A 16,665-nucleotide genomic window follows, 5' to 3' on the forward strand; every position below is an offset into this window, starting at 1 on the left:
AGATTCCCGTCGAAATTTTACGCAAAAATTACGGGGAAGATGAGGGTACATATCTGATACTGCGCGGCGTTGATTTGGCAGGCTACTTCTATGTCCCTCGCGGCAATGCGACTTATCGGTTTCATCTTAGGTATTTTTCTGATCACGCTGGCCGTAAGCATGGCTATTCCAATGATCACACTGGTGGTCTTCGAGCGTAGCGACGATCTGTCGGCCTTCCTCTGGTCGAGTTTGATTACCTTCATCTGTGGCATCCTGTTGATCGTGCGGGGGCGCCCAGAAACTACCCAGCTTCGTCCGAGGGACATGTACCTGCTGACGACTGCCAGTTGGGTGGTGGTATGTATTTTCGCGGCGTTGCCGATGGTGTTCATCAGTCACATCAGTTACACCGACGCGTTCTTTGAAACAATGTCCGGTATCACGACCACTGGCTCGACTGTTCTGAGTGGTTTGGATACCGCTTCACCAGGATTGTTGATCTGGCGCTCGATGCTTCACTGGCTGGGTGGCATCGGCTTTATCGGCATGGCTGTGGCGATTCTTCCGCTGCTACGAGTAGGTGGCATGCGTCTTTTCCAGACAGAGTCCTCAGACTGGTCGGAGAAAGTGACGCCGCGCTCCCATGTGGCAGCCAAATATATTCTTTTGCTCTATTTGGGGCTTACTGGCGCCGGGGCTCTGGCGCTCTGGATCGTGGGGATGACGCCGTTTGAAGCGGTCAACCACGCAATGTCGTTGATCTCGACTGGGGGATTCTCCACTTCGGACGCTTCACTTGGGCATTGGGCGCAGCCAGCGATTCACTGGGTCGCCGTGGTCATCATGATTGTGGGAAGCCTACCCTTTACCTTGTATGTCGCGACGTTGCGCGGCCATCGGCGTGCGCTACTGAAAGATCACCAGGTACGTGGATTCCTTGGGTTCTTGATTGTCACCTGGCTGGCTGTAGGTACATGGCTGTGCTTTCACAGCGACTACGTCTGGTTGGACGCATTTCGTATCGTGGCGGTCAACGTGACCTCCGTCGTCACGACCACAGGAATTGCGGTTGGCGATTACACGCTATGGGGTAGTTTTGCCGTTCTGTTGTTCTTCTATCTGACCTTTGTGGGCGGATGCTCAGGCTCGACGGCGGGTGGACTGAAGATCTTCCGTTTTCAGGTTGCTGCTGCGCTACTTGTGAGCAGTTTGAAGCAACTGATTCATCCTCGAGCTGTTATTCAAAAGAAGTACAACGGCCACCCCATTGACGAGGAGATCTTGCGCTCACTATTGACCTTCTCGTTTTTCTTCACCGTCACCATTGCCATAATCGCCTTGGGGCTGGCTCTGATCGGGCTGGATTGGACGACTGCATTAAGTGGCGCTGCTACTGCAGTGTGTAACGTTGGGCCAGGCCTGGGCACGATTATCGGGCCTGCCGGTAACTTCTCATCCTTACCTGATGCAGCGAAATGGTTACTGACCATTGGCATGTTACTGGGACGGTTGGAAATCCTGACCGTGCTGGTGCTTATTACACCGGTTTTTTGGAGGTATTAGCCGACCAAATTGTGAGCTTGGGCCGAGTGCGGTGCAGATGTCCAACTCAGCATCCCGCTCAAGGCGTTGGTTTCGACTACAGTTGAAAGACTCTGCATAAAGCCATAACAAGACGGAGAGTTTTTCATGCGAGTAAACAAACGCTTTAGCCTCATTGCGGCCACCGCTGTGTTGACAGTCTCGTGCGCAGCAAACGCCGCACCTGTGTTCATAAACATCCTTACAGGGGGTACTAGCGGGGTTTATTACCCCATTGGGGTCGGGCTGTCACAGATCTACAGCGATGGGATTGCGGGGGCGAAGACTTCTGTCCAGGCGACCAAAGCCTCGGTGGAGAATCTCAACCTTTTACAAGCTGGTCGTGGGGAGCTCGCTCTGGCGCTTGGGGACTCTGTGGCTGATGCAAAAAACGGAGTGGAAGAGGCCGGATTCAAGGCCCCGCTGACAAAGTTGCGAGCAATTGCCGGAGCCTATCCGAATTACATTCAAATTGTTGCGAACAAAGAGTCCGGCATCAAAACCTTGGCGGATCTGAAAGGGAAAACCATCTCCGTCGGCGCCCCGAAGTCCGGTACCGAACTGAACGCGCGTGCGATCTTCAAAGCGGCGGGATTGACGTACGAAGACATGAGCAAAGTCCAATACCTACCCTTTGCGGAGTCGGTCGAGCTGATCAAAAACCGTCAGTTAGATGCCACACTTCAGTCCTCGGGATTAGGAATGGCGGCCATCCGCGACCTTTCCTCAACCATGCCATTGAACTACGTCTCCATCCCTCCCGATGTGGTTGCGAAAATCGGCAATGCCGCTTATCAACCTGCACAAATTCCAGCCAATACTTATGATGGACAACCTGAGTCAGTGCCTACGGTGGCGATCACTAATATTTTGGTGACGCGCGAGGATGTCTCGGATGACGTTGCCTACCAGATGACCAAGCTGATGTTCGAAAACCTCACTCGCCTAGGTAATTCTCACTCCGCCGCCAAGGACATCAAGCTGCAAAACGCTGCCAGGAATCTGCCCATTCCACTTCACCCCGGCGCCGAGCGCTACTACAAGGAAGCTGGAGCGCTGTAATCCAGAAATACGCCACGGGGATGGTCGCTGGAGCGATAGAGCGGTTCGTACCCTTCTATGTAGTTTTGAGGCAGGTACCCAATGAGCGAAGATCATCATGGCATCGCCGCCAACCCACGCGACTGGCCTAAGGCGCTGTTCTACGTGGCGTTGTTGTTTTCAGTTTTCCAGATTGTCACCGCGGCGTTTGCGCCTGTTTCCAGCCAGGTGCTGCGCGCGGTGCACGTTGGTTTCCTGCTGTGGGTGGTGTTTCTGAGTTTCCCGGCGTATGGCAGAGCACGTCCCTGGCAGCCGTTGGCCTGGATATTGAGCCTCGCCGGGATTACCACGGCCTTGTATCAATGGTTCTTCGAGGCGGATTTGATCCAGCGTTCAGGTGACCTGACATCTGCAGACATGGTGGTCGGGCTGGTATTGATCGCATTGGTGTTTGAGGCGGCTCGTCGGGTAATGGGGATCGCGTTGCCTGTCATCTGTGGACTGTTCTTGGCATACGGTCTATTGGGCGAATACCTGCCAGGCGACCTGGCACATCGAGGCTACGGATTCGATCAAATCGTCAACCAGTTGTCATTCGGCACCGAGGGGCTCTACGGCACACCAACCTACGTTTCCGCTACCTATATTTTCCTGTTCATTTTGTTCGGTTCCTTTCTCGAACAGGCGGGCATGATCAAATTGTTCACTGACTTCGCGATGGGATTGTTTGGCCACAAACTCGGGGGGCCGGCAAAGGTATCGGTCGCGTCATCGGCGTTGATGGGGACGATCACCGGCTCAGGCATTGCCAACGTTGTCACGACCGGACAGTTCACGATTCCATTGATGAAGCGCTTCGGCTACAAGGCAGCATTTGCTGGCGGCGTAGAGGCGACTTCGAGCATGGGCAGCCAACTGATGCCGCCTGTGATGGGGGCTGTCGCCTTCATTATGGCGGAAACCATTAATGTCCCATTTGTAGAGATCGCCAAAGCTGCGTTGATTCCAGCCATCCTGTATTTCGGTTCGGTGTTCTGGATGGTTCACCTTGAGGCAAAACGCTCCGACCTTAAGGGGTTACCCAAAGACCAATGTCCCAGCGCATGGGGTGCAGTAAAGGAAAGCTGGTATTTGCTGATTCCGCTTTTTGTCCTGGTCTACCTGCTGTTTTCCGGACGTACCCCCCTGTTCTCCGGAATGGTGGGTCTGGCGCTGACAGCCATCGTTATTCTCGGTTCGGCAATCATTCTTCAGGTGTCCAGTTTCGCGTTGCGGTGTGCGTTCTGGATCGCTCTTGGTGTCCTCTGCGTCGGTTTTTTCCAGTTGGGTATCAGCGTGATCTTTGCGGTGATCGCCACGTTGGTGGTCATCTGCTGGTTCATTCAGGGAGGCCGAGAAACCCTGAGTATTTGCCTGCATGCCTTGGTCGAAGGTGCTCGTCATGCTGTGCCGGTCGGGATTGCTTGCGCGCTGGTAGGAATCATCATCGGTGTAGTGTCATTGACGGGCATAGCCTCGACCTTCGCCGGTTACATACTGGCGATTGGCAGGGATAACTTGTTGTTGTCACTCATACTGACGATGGTGACCTGCCTGGTGTTGGGTATGGGGATTCCAACGATTCCCAACTACATCATCACCAGTTCGATTGCAGCACCTGCCTTGCTGGAGTTGGGTGTGCCACTGATCGTGTCGCACATGTTCGTTTTCTATTTCGGAATTCTTGCAGACCTAACTCCACCGGTCGCTTTGGCATGCTTTGCCGCAGCGCCCATCGCCAAGGAAACAGGATTCAAGATCAGTCTGTGGGCGGTTCGTATTGCACTGGCTGGCTTTGTCATTCCTTTCATGGCGGTCTACAACCCTGCGCTCATGATGCAAGGCGACAATTTGTGGATGACGGCCTATATGTTGGTGAAGACGGTGTTGGCCGTTGGCCTCTGGGGAATGGCGTCCACAGGTTATCTGCAACAGAAGATGCCGATTTGGGAGCGTTTATTGAGTTTTGCCGCAGGTGCCTTGTTGGTCGTTGCGCTGCCGTTGACTGACGAAATCGGTTTCGTGCTGGGTGTGTTGATCATACTTCAGCATGTCTGGCGGTCTCGTCGTGTCGGACCGGCCATAGCATGATTGGCTTGTGCCTTGGGCTGGCTGGCGTCGCCTGGGCCGAACTCCCTGTTTCAAGCTTTACACTGGCTTGGAATCACACCATTGAAAGAATTCGTTGGGAAGAAGACTACCGCGTCTCGGAACAGGGACTTGTGCTCACCGAGGCCAGGGTCAAAGGGAATGGCGCAGGCATGGAAATTCCCCCAGAGGCCAGGTTGGAAAAAGGCAGTTGGCACTATCAACGCCACTTGCCGCCCTTGCAGCCTTTGAGTCTGGGACGTACCCCGCAAGCAGGTGACTACCAGTTATGCTTCGATCAGCAATGTCATGAGATGAGCGAGTGGCTGGGGCCACCCGTCAGCAATCCGTCCTCAGTGGAGTTATGGAGTTGCTGGACGGACTCGGACAACAATAAGTAGCCAGAAGCAAGCGCGAAAGCCCTGTCCGGGTAGGAACGTCCATTACCCGGACAGGCAGGCTTCAACTCATGCCCAGCCAGTTTGGCAAAACCAGGGAAATCCAAGGCACGTAAGTAATCAGAATCAGGAACAGGAGCAGAATCATCAGCCACGGCATGGCGGCTCTGATGGTTGCCGGCAGTGTCATGCCCGTCACAGCAGAGGTCACGAAGAGATTGAGACCCACGGGCGGCGTGATCAAGCCGATCTCCAGATTCACCACCATAATGATACCCAGGTGAATGGGATCGATACCCAGCTTCATGGCGATGGGGAAGAGGATCGGTGCCAGGATCAGGATGATGGCCGAGGGTTCCATGAAGGCCCCTGCAATCAACAGCACAATGTTCACCACCAACAGAAACATCACCGGTGTCAGCCCCGCTTCAAGCACCCACGCGGTGATCTGTTGCGGTAGCTGCTCGGTCGTCAGCACATGGGCAAAGAGCATGGCGTTGGCAATAATGAACATCAGCATGATGCTCAGCTTGGCCGAGTCGAGCAGGACTTTTGGCGTTTCGCGAAACGTCAGGTCTTTGTAGACGAACAAGGCGATGAAGGCCGAGTACACGGCTGCCACCGCCGCCGCTTCTGTGGGGGTGAACATCCCGGAGTAGATGCCTCCCAGGATGATGAGCATCAGCAATAGGCCCCAGATCGCCTTGCGTGCCGTGGCGAGCCATTCACGCAAAGTGGCGCGCGGCATGGCGGGCAGATTTTTCTTCACGGCGACGATGTAGATTGCCACCATTAACGCCAGCCCTAAAAGCAGGCCAGGTAATACGCCAGCCATGAACAATTTACCGACAGACGTTTCGGTCGCGGCGGCGTAGACCACCATGACGATCGAGGGTGGGATCAGGATGCCCAAGGTCCCCGCGTTGCAGACGATCCCCGCACCGAAGGCCTGCGGATAGCCGGAGCGGACCATGCCGGCAATGGCAATTGAACCCACCGCGGCGACAGTGGCCGGGCTCGATCCGGAAAGGGCAGCGAACAACATGCACGCCAGCACGGCAGCGATGGCCAGACCTCCACGGATATGGCCGACGCAGGCATTGGCAAAGTCAATCAGCCGTCGAGCGACGCCACCGGTGGTCATGAAGGCCCCTGCGAGCAGAAAGAACGGGATGGCCAGCAGCGTGTAGTGCTCGGACGTCTCGAACAGTTTGATCGCCAGCGAGCGCACGGAGTCAGGACTGAAAAAAACGATGGTCAGTGAGCCCGCCAACCCCAGGGAGATGGCGATGGGAACGCCGATGAACATCAGCACGAACAGTGATACAAACAGGAAGGCAATAGTCATGACTTGTCATCCTCGTGTTCAGTCAGCTTCAACGCATCTGCGGCTTCATCAGCCAGGCCCAGGCCGGTCTGCCTGTTCTGCAGGATGCGCACGAGAATTTCCGCGAAACGGATGAAGACCAAGGCGAACCCGACGGGAACAATCAACCCGATGTGCCATTGCATGATCCCGTACTGGCCCAGGTCTTCGGCACCTATTTGGGCCACCATCAGGGTCTGGATCCACCCGAAACTGGCAATGCTGAGCAGTCCGGCATAAGTCAGGCAGAAAAGACAGGCGATGATGCCAATCAACCGTTGCACCGGTTTGCTGGCCAGCCTGACCAGCGCGTCCACGCCGATATGGCCTGCCGTGCGGACACCGTACGACAACCCGAAAAATATCAGCCAGCCAAACAGGGCCTTGGTCAGTGAGGTGCTCCAGGTCATCGCCTGGGCCATTCCCATGACCCCGTCGCCGATGGCGAACAGCGACTCGCTGGCGCCTTCCCAGCTCTCGGCGAGGCTGTAGAACAGGGTGTAGAGATTGTTGAGGACAACGTAGACGAATGTTACCAACGTCATGGCGGCCAGCAGGAAGACGATGAAGCCTTCCTCGAAGTGTTCCCAGATGCGCCGAAGAGCATTCATGGATGGCATCTCCTGTAGCGGATGACAGGCAGGTGCTGCCAGGACGGCAACACCTGTCGTCCACCGATCATTGGGCCTGGTTGGCAGCTTCAGCAGCAGTGATCAGCTCGGCGCCGATATCGCCTTCGAACTTCTTCCACACGGGCTTCATCGCGACACGCCATTGGTCGCGCTGCTCAGGCGTCAGGGTGATGATCTCGGTGGTTTTGGCCGCAATGATGCTCTGCTTGGCGTTCTGATTGAGTTGCTCGGCTTCTTTGTTCACATGGGCGGTGACTTCGACGAGGATCTTTTCCAGCTCGCCACGAAGCTCCGGCGATAAACCGCTCCAGAACTTGGTGTTGGTGATTAGCATGTAGTCCAGTACACCGTGGTTGGATTCGGTGATGTACTTCTGCACTTCATGCATTTTCTGGCTGTAGATGTTCGAGTAAGGATTCTCCGCGCCGTTGACGACACCGGTCTGCAAGCCTTGATAAACCTCGGCGAAGCTCATCTTGCGCGGATTGGCGCGTATGACCTTGAACTGCTCCTCAAGCACGGCAGAGGCTTGCACCCGGAACTTCAGGCCACGGGCATCACCCGGCACTCGTAGCGCTTTGTTCGCGGACAGTTGTTTCATCCCGTTGTGCCAATAGGCCAGTCCTGTGATGTTTTTGTCTTCCATGGACTTGAGCAGTCCCTGGCCCTGCGGGCTCAGCTGGAAGCGGTCAACAGCGGTGATGTCATCAAACAGGAAAGGCAGGTCGAACAGTTGAATGGTCTTGGTGTAGTGCTCGAACTTGGCCAGCGACGGTGCAATCATCTGTACGTCCCCGAGCAGTAACGCCTCCATCTCTTTGCCATCGCCAAACAACGAGGAGTTGGGGTAGACCTCGACTTTGACCTTGCCGGGCAAGCGTTCTTCCACCAGTTTCTTGAACAACAGGGCGCCCTGGCCTTTAGGAGTCTGCTCTGCAACGACGTGGGAGAATTTTATAATCACCGGATCTGCAGCCATGGCCATGCTCATGGTGCCAAGGGCAAAGGCGCAGGCGACAGCTTTCCACATAGGTTTGAACATTGGGGGGATTCCTCTTGTTTTAGTTCTTCGTACAGTTCCACGCTCTGAAAAGCATGTGCACGGCGGACAAGAGCAAGTCTAGGCAGAAAACTGGCATTTGGAGGGTGATGACTGAATGTAGTTGGAAATCTTGTATGTAATAAGGTATTGCCCCCGGAAACACTCTCTTACAATATTAATGTTTGGGTCAATTGCGGTAAGGGTCAGCGGTTTAAAGAGTCATCTATACCGGTGACAAACTCATCATTCACGCTCCACCAGTCGGGCATCTACTGAGCTCATGCTCATCGCTTCAAAATAAGAGGGTATATAGGTCAGTTGGCCTTTTTGCCGACGATGCCCATGACGTCAGCAGCTTGGGTCAAAACCACCTCATCCCCGACAGCCGGCTGCAATAGTGGCGGTTATTTCGTTCATTGATCCACTTCACCCTTGATGGCCAAAACGCTGCAAGGCACCCGATACAGAACATGCTCCGTTGTGCTGCCAACCAGCTTTTCCACCCCTTTGTGATGGGTATTTCCCATTACGAAGACATCCGCTCGAGTATGAGTCGCAAAGTCGGCCATCGCTTTGGTTGGCGGCCCTGCAATGAAGTGTTGTCGCTCAGGTGGCACGCCATAGCGTCCAGCCAAGGCAACGAAGCACTTTTCAAGTGACCGGCGTACGTCGTTGCTGAAGCCTGGCATCGTCACGGCGCCAGTACCTGCATCCGAAAAATGTGTGTGTGTCAGTTCATAGGCATACAGCATGTGTAACTCAGCATCACATTGCGCCGCCAATTCGTTCGCCGCCTGAATGACGCTGTCGTTGATTCCGCTGATCTGACCCTCTGGATGGGATGGATCAACCGCCGCCACTATCACCCGAGGCAGCGGACACCTGACTTCGCTGACCAGATGTATGGCGGTCGGACATTCGCGCAACAACTGCCAATCCAAAGGCGTGACGAATGCGCGCTTGAGCGCTGATACATGGTGTACGTCCTTGATAATCAGGTCCGGCTGCATTTCAGCCACATGCCTAAGGATTTCTTGCAGCGGGTCACGGGTCAATGCAACTTCGGTGGTCACATTGATGCCCTTCCTGCGCAGGAGTTCGGCCTCATCCGTCAACCACTGCTGGTTCTCTTGCCGGCAACTCTCACGAAGTTGTTCACTGTTGTTCATCAGCCTCATAAGGTCGAAGTCTTCAATGAACACTGCGATATGCAGCGCTGCGCCTGTGGCGTCGGCCAGTGCGATTGCCCGCTCCATCGCGGGCGAGTGACGCATGGTTGGACCTGCGATCAGAAAGAGTCGTTGATACTGCCTCATGTGACACCTCCAAACGTTCCGGGTTATCCGCTTGCGCCCCCAGCACTCTCGCTTGTCTCACCATTGGCGATCTTATATCGCCTCAACTACCTGAATCGACACTATCAATATACGCCTGCATCACCGGTTTAGCAGTTGCCAAGCCTGTCGAACGGTGTAGCAGACCTTTTCATCACGATCGAGCAGGAAAGGGGAGTGCTGGAACTGCGCACCATGCCACCCGCCTTGACCATGGAGCAGGACCAATGCGATTGCCGCTGGTTGAGCACCTGAATCAATACTTCGTAAAAAACGAACTATTCACAACGAATAAACGATTTTTGTTGATGTAACTGGCTCGTTAGCATGACTCCTCCAGCCTATTGCTGCTTCATGCGGAGACAGTAAATGACCGCCATCAGCGTCGGCCAATCCTGGATGTGGGCCGCCTTCATCGTGTTCGTCCTTGCCATGCTGGCGCTGGATCTGTTCGTCTTCGGCGGACGCAAGGCGCATCGTGTTTCGGTGCGCGAAGCGCTGGCCTGGGTCATCGCCTGGACCAGTTTGGCGTTGGTCTTCGCCATCCTGCTCTGGTGGTATCTGCGCAGCATGTTCGGCGCCGAAGTGGCCCAACGTACAACGCTCGAATTCCTGACGGGCTACCTGATCGAGCAGTCGCTGTCGATCGACAACATGTTCGTTTTCGTGATGATTTTCGGCTACTTCGCCGTGCCGCCAGAGTTGCAGCGCCGCGTCCTGCTCTATGGCGTGCTCGGCGCCATCATCATGCGCGCCGGTATGATTTTCGCCGGTGTCTGGCTGGTGCAGGAGTTTGCCTGGCTGCTCTATGTTTTCGGTGCTTTCCTCGTCATCACCGGCATCAAGATGCTGATCTTTGCCAACCAGCAGCCAGACCTCGAGAAGAACCCTTTGCTGCGCTGGATGCGTAGCCATCTTCGCATCACCGACGGCTTTCACGGCGAGCGCTTCTTCGTGCGCCAGAACGGCCTGCGCTGGGCGACGCCGATGTTCCTGGTGCTGGTACTGATCGAGGCCAGCGACCTGGTGTTCGCGGTCGATAGTATCCCGGCTATCTTCGCCGTCACCACCGACCCCTTCATCGTGTTCACCTCCAACATCTTCGCCATCATGGGCCTGCGCGCACTGTATTTTCTGCTTGCCGACATGGCCAATCGCTTCCACTTGCTCAAATATGGTCTGGCCATCGTACTGGTGTTCATCGGCGGCAAGATGCTGATCGCGCCGTGGTGGCACGTGCCGATCCAATGGTCGCTGACCACAGTCGGCGGCGTCATATTGATTTCGGTACTGTTGAGCCTGAGTTTGACGAAGAGCAAAACACGGGTTACGGGAGAACAATCATGAATCAGAGATGTTGGCGCTGATGCGGTTTTGACTCGGGGCTACCGGAAATCAACGACCTACCCGAATACTTGGTGATCGATGGTCTTATGCGTGTCTGGACAGCGCCTCACACTTGGGGCGCAGTCTCGAAAAACCTGCCTTTGGTCGGCGTGCCTGAACCGCTTTCATGATGGGTTGATCCATTCTGAAAGAACTCTCGGGGGCGCTGCCATGCACTCGTTTGCCAATCTGCTGACACCGGCTCAAGAGCTAAAGCTGCGAGCGCTCAACGCCTGGCATCTTGCCCTTGAGGATTTGAGGCTGCGCATGGAGTGTCCCGACGCCTATCACGAAGAGCTGATTCGTCAGTCTGACGAAATGGATCGTCTGGGCATCGTGAGCTGGCAGGAATGGCGCGACCTCAGGGTTGAGGCGGATCAAGCGTATCTGCTCGCCATCGCGGGTGAGGATTATCACCGAGCAGTCAGGAAGGGGACCGGTTGATGAACTTCGCTGGTGCACAGCTGAGGCTGAAGTTCGATTGGGGTTCAAACGCGCAAAACGGGTTAACTGCAATGTCGATCGTTGAAACAGTCGTCGATTATCTGCGTCAGCACGACTTGCGGCTGACCACCGCCGAATCCTGCACGGCGGGCAACATTATTACGCTGCTGGCACAGGTGCCCGGCAGCGGTGAGCTGATTGAAAGCGGCTACGTGGTGTACTCACCCGAGGCCAAGCAGCGGTTGCTTGGGGTCAGTGCGATCACCATCGAGACCTTTAATCTCACCAGCTGCGAAGTGGCCCGGGAAATGGCCATCGGCGCGCTGCGCGACAGCCCGGCGAGCGTCGCGGTGTCCACGACGGGTCTGTTGGGGCCGGAGGACGTTGATGGCATTCCGGCAGGCACGGTTTGCTTCGCCTGGGCCTTCATGGCAGGGGAGCAGATGACGGTGTTCAGCCGCAAGCAGCGATTTTCCGGCAGTCGGGATGCCGTGCTCCGGCAGGCGTCATTGTATGCCTTGAAAGAACTGCCGACGTTTCATCAGGCCATGCTCAACGGCGAGCGGGGTTAGAGGATTCGGTGATCTCGTTTGCGTGAACCGGGGGTTCAACAGCATGAACAAAACCATCAACGCCACCGATCTGGGCATCGATCTGAAGCACGAGGGCGAAAGTGCGCTGTTCAAATGGTTCATCGCCAGCTTTCTGATGGGCAAGCGGATTCAGGCTGAAATCGCTGCGCAGGCGTATCGCGTCATCGTTGAAAAACATGCACGCGATTCCGCGCTCAAGCTTGGGCACTGCACACACCGGCAACTGGTGGGCATGTTGGGCGAAGCCCACTACGTGCGTTATGACGAAACCACGGCCCGGCGATTGCTAAAGTTGAGCGCCAGACTGCAAGAAGAATACGCCGGGAAGATCGGCAACATTCAGCGCGCCAGTGAAAGCCGCCAGGCGTTCGAAAAACGCTTGGCGGCATTCGAAGGGGTAGGGCCCAGGACCATTGAAATTTTCATGCGTGATGCCGGGGCCGTGTTGTATTGAAACACCCGTGATGGATGCTCAAAAACTGCAAACGTCTCCCTGAAACACCACCCGCCCAAACTGCGCATTGGCGTCCAGCGGCGTGACAGCCAGCAGTTGATCCAGACGGATTTCCTGCGGGCCGTCAGCCGTTTCAAGGCAGAGAAACTCTTCCTTGGCGCTGGAGGTTCGCGTCGTCAGCGCTTTGGCGTCCAGGCGTGCGCCGTCGTTCAACTCGATATCCAGGCGATAACCGTGCAGGCAGGCGATCTCCAGATAGTCGTGCAGATCGCAGTTCAAAGGCTGATACGCGTTCATCTCGTTACTCCTGGCAACCTTGCAGTTTGATGATGAAGTGACCTTGCTTGCTGATCGCCTCGGCGACGACCGGATTACTCGGTTCAACGTGGCAGAACCGGCATTCATTCTGGGAAATATCTTCGTCCTGAACGCCCTGTTCATCAAGGAAGCGGCGGGCGTAGGACTTCGCCAGTTCAGGGTCATTGCTGTCGATCAACACATCGAAATGCAGGTAGCGGCCATCTTTGGTACGCACGTGGGTATCGAATACTTTAACGCTCATCATTTGCTCTCCTTCAGTTTCCAGGTGCCGGGCAGGGACAGGTCTCCCGAGGCAATGTCATAGACGCTGCTTACGCAAAGCAGTGGGTTATGCAGGTCGGCATTGACCTTCAGTGCCGCAGTCACACCGTCATAATTGAAGCTTTCAGGGAAGCCCACGGCTGCCAGCGGCACGCGAATTTTCGCGGCGTTTTTCTCGACGCTCAGGTCGTAGCCGGGGGAGTCGATGTAGATCGGCGCGCCAGGCCAGGTCGCCGGTAACTTGGGCTTGGCATCTTTGGGGATGTCGCGAACCTTCAAGCCTCCGGGGCCGCAGCTTTCATCTTTGGTCAGCACGACCCAGTGGGAATGCCACAAACCGCCGTCGTTGTCCTTCTTGCCGTCCTTGTTTTCGTCCAGTTGCGGGGTGTCGTCGAAGTCCGGGTGCGAGGTCAGTGCCAAGGCGAGAATGCCCGACTTCGCTTCGAACCCTACGGCTTCGCTGTCCAGGCTGGTCGGCCAGACATAGCTATAAACGTCTGCACCGGCGAACGCGCCTTTAGGCGTCGGCACCCGACTACCGGCCTTGCCGTCAACCAATTGTTCGAACACCAGGTTGTTGCCTTCCTTGAAGACCCGGGTATGGACGAGATCGAACGCGGCGTCAGTCTTGCTCTTCTCACTGCTGATGCCTGCCGAATCGTGGGCCCATGCCGGTGCTACCAGCAGGGTGCTGATGGCCAGTGCCAGTGCAGATTTCATGATTACCTCCATCTCGGTTGATCGTGATTTATAGTTTCGAATCGATACCGACTAGCCTAAGGCAAAGCTGGGTTTTGTCAATATGGTTTTTATCCGATACTATTTATCAACTCTCTTGATCTGGAATTACCCCGTGTTGTTCGATTTGCTGGAAAGACTGTCGAGCCTGACGCGCGTCTGGTTTCGCGAGCACCCGAAACTGACGGATCTGCAGCCGATTCAATTGAGCGCGCTGTTGTATCTGGGCCGCTGCAATCGTTACTCCAACACGCCGTTGGCGGTGACCGAGTACCTGGGGCTGACCAAGGGAACGGTGTCGCAATCGCTCAAGGCGCTGGAAAGCCATGGGCTGTTGATCAAGACCCCGGACGCCAAGGACAAACGCAGCGTGCATCTGGAACTGACCGCGCCAGCGAGAGCCCTGTTGGACGATGTGATGCCACCGGACTTTCTGGTCGCAGCCGCCAAGCGCATGGGTGCTCGATCACAAGATCTGGAAGGGTTGTTACTGGAGCTGTTGAGGAATATCCAGCAAGGCGAAAATGTGCCGAGTTTCGGTCTTTGCCGAAGCTGCCGCTTTCATCGGACAGTGGCAGGCGCGGCTTTCTGTGAACTGACTCAAGAACCTCTTGAGTCCGGCGAAATCAATTTGATTTGCCGGGAGCATCGAGTGCCCGACGAAGTGAACGATTGAGAGCGGTTTAACCTTTCGACCATCAAAGGATTTCCCATGGGTTTAAGCAAACGCGATCAGGCACACATTGAGCGTCGATTGATTGCCACCCTGACTGAGGCATGCGAAACGGCCAAAGCACAGATCGTCGGGTTTGAATGGCTGACTCACGAAGTCGATTACGAGGATTTTCCTTCCAGCCTGAGGGTTGTCTGGGTTTTCGATACGCAGGCCAACATGGATCAGGCGCTGGCAAACGGGGAGGGCGAGCGCATGGTCGAACTGACGGCAACAGCGTTAAGCGAAGCGGATGTTCACGTCAGCTTGGTCTCGTCCCATGTGCAGTTTGATTCGGAAGAACTATGCCAGCGCGCCAATGGCGGCAATTGGCAACAGCGTCTGGCGCGCAAGCGCTAGCTAGAACAGCGAAGAGCCGCAGTGGGAGCAGAACTGCGGTGTGACGCCTTTGGGTCCGGCGCAAGGTTTGGCCATGCTGCGTCGCTCAGAAATCGACGGCGCGCAATCAAACTGAAGTCCAGGCCGCACCTACCGCATGTCGCAAAACACCGAAAGTACGGCGTCAGGCTTCAAAGAGTGGTTGGCGCAGCCGATAACGTGTTCATAAAAGCGACGTACCGAGAGGGCTACCCCATGTCTATAAAATTACGCTTGTTGCTGCTGATTGGTACGAGCTTGCTCACCGCGCTGATCGTGAGCCTGGTCAGTTACGTGGGAAACATCCGAATGGCCGAAGCGGTGAAAGACAACGAGGTCAGCATGACCGCGCTGCGCAATCACCTCGAAGCCGACATGATGCACGACGCACTGCGCGCCGATGTGCTGTCCGCGATGGTGGTCGGGCTGGGCAAAAGCACCAGCAGCAAAGCCGAAGTGCGCAGTTCCATCGAGGAGCATGCGGCGCATTTTCGTGAAGTGCTGGGTGAAAACCTCAAGCTGCCGGTCAACGACACCATCAAGGCGGGCCTGAACAAGGTCAAGCCGAGCCTCGACACCTACATCAGCGCGGCGGAGCGCATTGTCGGTCTGGCGCTGGAAAATCCGGATTCCGCGCAAAAGGAACTCGGCACCTTCAATACCGCGTTCAGCCAACTGGAAGACCAGATGGCGGCCCTCAGCGAACTTATCGAAACCAACACCCAACAGACCAGCCAAGGCACCGAGCAAGCCATCAGCAGCGCCAATTTCACCTTGGGTATCGTGCTCATCGCCAGCCTGTTGTTGCTGCTGATCCAGGGTCGTTGGGTGATTCTGAGCATCATGGGTCCCTTGCAGACCGCCAGCCGCATTGCCCAAAGCATCGCCCATGGCAACCTCAGCGAACCTATCGTCGAACCGACCCACAAAGACGAAGCCAGTGCATTGATCCGCAGTCTGGCGACCATGCAGCGTGACTTGCGCGGCATGATCGAAGTGGTTCGCAGCAATGCGCATGGCGTGAGCGGCATGAGCGTGCAATTGAGCAGCGGCTGCCATCAGGTCGCCGACAGCAGCCAGCAGCAAAGCGTCGCCGCCAGCACCATGGCCGCGGCCGCCAGTGAAATGACCGCGAGCATCGAGGAAATCACCCGCCACGCGGAACGCGCACTAAACATGGCCAATCAGGCCGAGGCACTGGCCAAAGATGGCGGTCGGGTCATTCATCAAGTGGTCAGCGACATGGACGGCATTGCACGTTCGGCGCAGCAGTCAGCCCAGGTGATCCGCACGCTGGACAAGGAGTCCGAGGGGATTTTCAGCATCATTCAGGTGATCAAGGGCATCGCCGATCAAACCAACCTGCTGGCCCTCAATGCCGCGATCGAGGCCGCTCGCGCCGGTGAGCAGGGCCGTGGTTTTGCCGTGGTGGCCGACGAAGTGCGCAGCCTCGCCGGACGCACCAGCGCTTCCACCCAGGAAATTGCCAGCATGGTCTCGCGCATCCAGCAAAGCACCCGCGAGGCGGTGACCAGCATGGAGGCGGGCGTTGCACAGGTCGACAAAGGCATGGCCGTGACCGCCGACGTCGAACGCGCGATCCGCGAAATCCTCGAAGCCACGCTCAATACCACTGAATTGGTGAATGACATCACCCGCACGATCGGCGAGCAGAGCCTGGCCAGTAACGAAATCGCCCATCAGGTGGACATGATTGCCGGTATGTCGGAAGGCAACAGCAAGGTGATTGGCCAGACGGCTTCGACGACTGATGAATTGTCGACTTTGGCGGGCAAGCTGTCGCAGTCGGTGGATCGGTTTCGACTGTAAGCATCGTTAAAAGATCGCAGCCTCGTTTCACTCGACAGCTCCTAT

At 56.1% G+C, this 16,665-nt stretch carries 18 protein-coding genes and 1 pseudogene; 12 read left to right on the plus strand and 7 right to left on the minus strand.

The features are described 5' to 3' along the window. The first annotated feature begins 90 nt into the window (after positions 1-90). From ACIQV9_RS12985 to ACIQV9_RS13000, 4 genes are all read left to right on the plus strand, one after another. On the plus strand, positions 91-1,545 hold the full coding sequence (locus ACIQV9_RS12985; RefSeq protein ID WP_403101731.1) for a TrkH family potassium uptake protein: 1,455 nt from the start codon (positions 91-93) through the stop codon (positions 1,543-1,545). A 126-nt stretch (positions 1,546-1,671) separates the two neighbouring features. Beyond that, positions 1,672-2,625 (plus strand): TAXI family TRAP transporter solute-binding subunit, encoded by a 954-nt coding sequence (locus ACIQV9_RS12990; protein ID WP_403101732.1) that lies wholly within the window; start codon positions 1,672-1,674, stop codon positions 2,623-2,625. Between the two features lie 81 nt (positions 2,626-2,706). Further along, complete coding sequence (locus tag ACIQV9_RS12995) at positions 2,707-4,734, plus strand: TRAP transporter permease (protein ID WP_403101734.1); 2,028 nt, start codon at positions 2,707-2,709, stop codon at positions 4,732-4,734. Beyond that, complete coding sequence (locus ACIQV9_RS13000) at positions 4,731-5,132, plus strand: DUF1850 domain-containing protein (protein WP_403101736.1); 402 nt, start codon at positions 4,731-4,733, stop codon at positions 5,130-5,132. The genes ACIQV9_RS12995 and ACIQV9_RS13000 overlap by 4 nt, the downstream gene beginning before the upstream one ends. A gap of 61 nt (positions 5,133-5,193) precedes the next feature. Here the strand turns inward: ACIQV9_RS13000 and dctM are convergent, their stop codons facing one another. From dctM to ACIQV9_RS13020, 4 genes are all read right to left on the minus strand, one after another. After that, positions 5,194-6,477 carry a C4-dicarboxylate TRAP transporter large permease protein DctM gene (gene dctM / locus ACIQV9_RS13005; protein WP_403101738.1) on the minus strand — a complete coding sequence of 428 codons (1,284 nt, stop codon included), beginning with the start codon at positions 6,475-6,477 and terminating at the stop codon, positions 5,194-5,196. Beyond that, the gene (locus tag ACIQV9_RS13010; protein WP_403101740.1) at positions 6,474-7,106 is read right to left on the minus strand and encodes a TRAP transporter small permease; all 633 of its coding nucleotides are present in this window, start codon (positions 7,104-7,106) and stop codon (positions 6,474-6,476) included. Before ACIQV9_RS13010 ends, dctM begins: the two co-directional genes overlap by 4 nt. Positions 7,107-7,173: 67 nt before the next feature. Further along, a complete protein-coding gene (locus ACIQV9_RS13015) occupies positions 7,174-8,169 on the minus strand; it encodes a TRAP transporter substrate-binding protein (RefSeq protein WP_403101742.1) in 996 nt (331 codons plus the stop codon). Positions 8,170-8,582: 413 nt separating this feature from the next. Further along, positions 8,583-9,485, minus strand: a complete 903-nt coding sequence (locus ACIQV9_RS13020) for a universal stress protein (protein WP_403101744.1) — start codon at positions 9,483-9,485, stop codon at positions 8,583-8,585. A gap of 387 nt (positions 9,486-9,872) precedes the next feature. Between ACIQV9_RS13020 and ACIQV9_RS13025 the strand changes: the two genes are divergently transcribed. The 4 genes from ACIQV9_RS13025 to ACIQV9_RS13040 all read left to right on the plus strand — a co-directional run bounded on the left by ACIQV9_RS13025 (position 9,873) and on the right by ACIQV9_RS13040 (position 12,380). Beyond that, positions 9,873-10,850 (plus strand): TerC family protein, encoded by a 978-nt coding sequence (locus tag ACIQV9_RS13025; RefSeq protein ID WP_403101746.1) that lies wholly within the window; start codon positions 9,873-9,875, stop codon positions 10,848-10,850. A gap of 210 nt (positions 10,851-11,060) precedes the next feature. After that, positions 11,061-11,333, plus strand: coding sequence for a hypothetical protein (locus ACIQV9_RS13030; protein ID WP_403101748.1), 273 nt, complete (start codon positions 11,061-11,063; stop codon positions 11,331-11,333). Between the two features lie 71 nt (positions 11,334-11,404). After that, positions 11,405-11,905, plus strand: coding sequence for a CinA family protein (locus ACIQV9_RS13035; RefSeq protein ID WP_403101994.1), 501 nt, complete (start codon positions 11,405-11,407; stop codon positions 11,903-11,905). A gap of 43 nt (positions 11,906-11,948) precedes the next feature. Then, entirely contained in the window at positions 11,949-12,380 is a 432-nt protein-coding gene (locus ACIQV9_RS13040; protein WP_403101750.1) for a DNA methylase, read from the plus strand. A gap of 18 nt (positions 12,381-12,398) precedes the next feature. Here ACIQV9_RS13040 and ACIQV9_RS13045 read toward each other — a convergent pair whose 3' ends face one another. From ACIQV9_RS13045 to ACIQV9_RS13055, 3 genes are read right to left on the minus strand one after another with little or no spacing between them, the layout of a single operon-like run. Further along, positions 12,399-12,677 (minus strand): Rho-binding antiterminator, encoded by a 279-nt coding sequence (locus ACIQV9_RS13045; RefSeq protein WP_403101752.1) that lies wholly within the window; start codon positions 12,675-12,677, stop codon positions 12,399-12,401. Between the two features lie 4 nt (positions 12,678-12,681). Next, positions 12,682-12,942 carry a DUF2024 family protein gene (locus ACIQV9_RS13050; protein WP_109632290.1) on the minus strand — a complete coding sequence of 87 codons (261 nt, stop codon included), beginning with the start codon at positions 12,940-12,942 and terminating at the stop codon, positions 12,682-12,684. Then, positions 12,942-13,682, minus strand: coding sequence for a hypothetical protein (locus ACIQV9_RS13055; RefSeq protein ID WP_403101754.1), 741 nt, complete (start codon positions 13,680-13,682; stop codon positions 12,942-12,944). The genes ACIQV9_RS13050 and ACIQV9_RS13055 overlap by 1 nt, the downstream gene beginning before the upstream one ends. Positions 13,683-13,815: 133 nt before the next feature. Here ACIQV9_RS13055 and ACIQV9_RS13060 point away from each other — a divergent pair, with 133 nt between their 5' ends. The 4 genes and pseudogenes from ACIQV9_RS13060 (at position 13,816) to ACIQV9_RS13075 (ending at position 16,620) form a co-directional block, all read left to right on the plus strand. Further along, entirely contained in the window at positions 13,816-14,376 is a 561-nt protein-coding gene (locus tag ACIQV9_RS13060; RefSeq protein ID WP_403101756.1) for a MarR family winged helix-turn-helix transcriptional regulator, read from the plus strand. A 36-nt stretch (positions 14,377-14,412) separates the two neighbouring features. Further along, positions 14,413-14,772 (plus strand): hypothetical protein, encoded by a 360-nt coding sequence (locus ACIQV9_RS13065; RefSeq protein WP_403101758.1) that lies wholly within the window; start codon positions 14,413-14,415, stop codon positions 14,770-14,772. A 234-nt stretch (positions 14,773-15,006) separates the two neighbouring features. After that, a pseudogene (locus ACIQV9_RS13070) lies at positions 15,007-15,762 on the plus strand (MCP four helix bundle domain-containing protein); the annotation flags it as partial. 132 nt (positions 15,763-15,894) lie between these two features. Beyond that, positions 15,895-16,620 carry a methyl-accepting chemotaxis protein gene (locus tag ACIQV9_RS13075; RefSeq protein WP_403101997.1) on the plus strand — a complete coding sequence of 242 codons (726 nt, stop codon included), beginning with the start codon at positions 15,895-15,897 and terminating at the stop codon, positions 16,618-16,620. Positions 16,621-16,665: the final 45 nt, after the last annotated feature.

The sequence above is a fragment of the Pseudomonas sp. NPDC099000 genome (genome assembly GCF_044759925.1).
In the GTDB taxonomy this organism is placed as follows: Bacteria; Pseudomonadota; Gammaproteobacteria; order Pseudomonadales; family Pseudomonadaceae; genus Aquipseudomonas.

Bases quoted from the DNA above. Each gene is read 5' to 3' on its own strand.
- ACIQV9_RS12985 (WP_403101731.1), top strand. From the start codon at position 91: ATGTCCCTCGCGGCAATGCGACTTATCGGTTTCATCTTAGGTATTTTT.
- ACIQV9_RS12990 (WP_403101732.1), top strand. From the start codon at position 1,672: ATGCGAGTAAACAAACGCTTTAGCCTCATTGCGGCCACCGCTGTGTTG.
- ACIQV9_RS12995 (WP_403101734.1), top strand. From the start codon at position 2,707: ATGAGCGAAGATCATCATGGCATCGCCGCCAACCCACGCGACTGGCCT.
- ACIQV9_RS13000 (WP_403101736.1), top strand. From the start codon at position 4,731: ATGATTGGCTTGTGCCTTGGGCTGGCTGGCGTCGCCTGGGCCGAACTC.
- dctM (WP_403101738.1), bottom strand. From the start codon at position 6,477: ATGACTATTGCCTTCCTGTTTGTATCACTGTTCGTGCTGATGTTCATC.
- ACIQV9_RS13010 (WP_403101740.1), bottom strand. From the start codon at position 7,106: ATGAATGCTCTTCGGCGCATCTGGGAACACTTCGAGGAAGGCTTCATC.
- ACIQV9_RS13015 (WP_403101742.1), bottom strand. From the start codon at position 8,169: ATGTTCAAACCTATGTGGAAAGCTGTCGCCTGCGCCTTTGCCCTTGGC.
- ACIQV9_RS13020 (WP_403101744.1), bottom strand. From the start codon at position 9,485: ATGAGGCAGTATCAACGACTCTTTCTGATCGCAGGTCCAACCATGCGT.
- ACIQV9_RS13025 (WP_403101746.1), top strand. From the start codon at position 9,873: ATGACCGCCATCAGCGTCGGCCAATCCTGGATGTGGGCCGCCTTCATC.
- ACIQV9_RS13030 (WP_403101748.1), top strand. From the start codon at position 11,061: ATGCACTCGTTTGCCAATCTGCTGACACCGGCTCAAGAGCTAAAGCTG.
- ACIQV9_RS13035 (WP_403101994.1), top strand. From the start codon at position 11,405: ATGTCGATCGTTGAAACAGTCGTCGATTATCTGCGTCAGCACGACTTG.
- ACIQV9_RS13040 (WP_403101750.1), top strand. From the start codon at position 11,949: ATGAACAAAACCATCAACGCCACCGATCTGGGCATCGATCTGAAGCAC.
- ACIQV9_RS13045 (WP_403101752.1), bottom strand. From the start codon at position 12,677: ATGAACGCGTATCAGCCTTTGAACTGCGATCTGCACGACTATCTGGAG.
- ACIQV9_RS13050 (WP_109632290.1), bottom strand. From the start codon at position 12,942: ATGAGCGTTAAAGTATTCGATACCCACGTGCGTACCAAAGATGGCCGC.
- ACIQV9_RS13055 (WP_403101754.1), bottom strand. From the start codon at position 13,682: ATGAAATCTGCACTGGCACTGGCCATCAGCACCCTGCTGGTAGCACCG.
- ACIQV9_RS13065 (WP_403101758.1), top strand. From the start codon at position 14,413: ATGGGTTTAAGCAAACGCGATCAGGCACACATTGAGCGTCGATTGATT.
- ACIQV9_RS13075 (WP_403101997.1), top strand. From the start codon at position 15,895: ATGGCCGCGGCCGCCAGTGAAATGACCGCGAGCATCGAGGAAATCACC.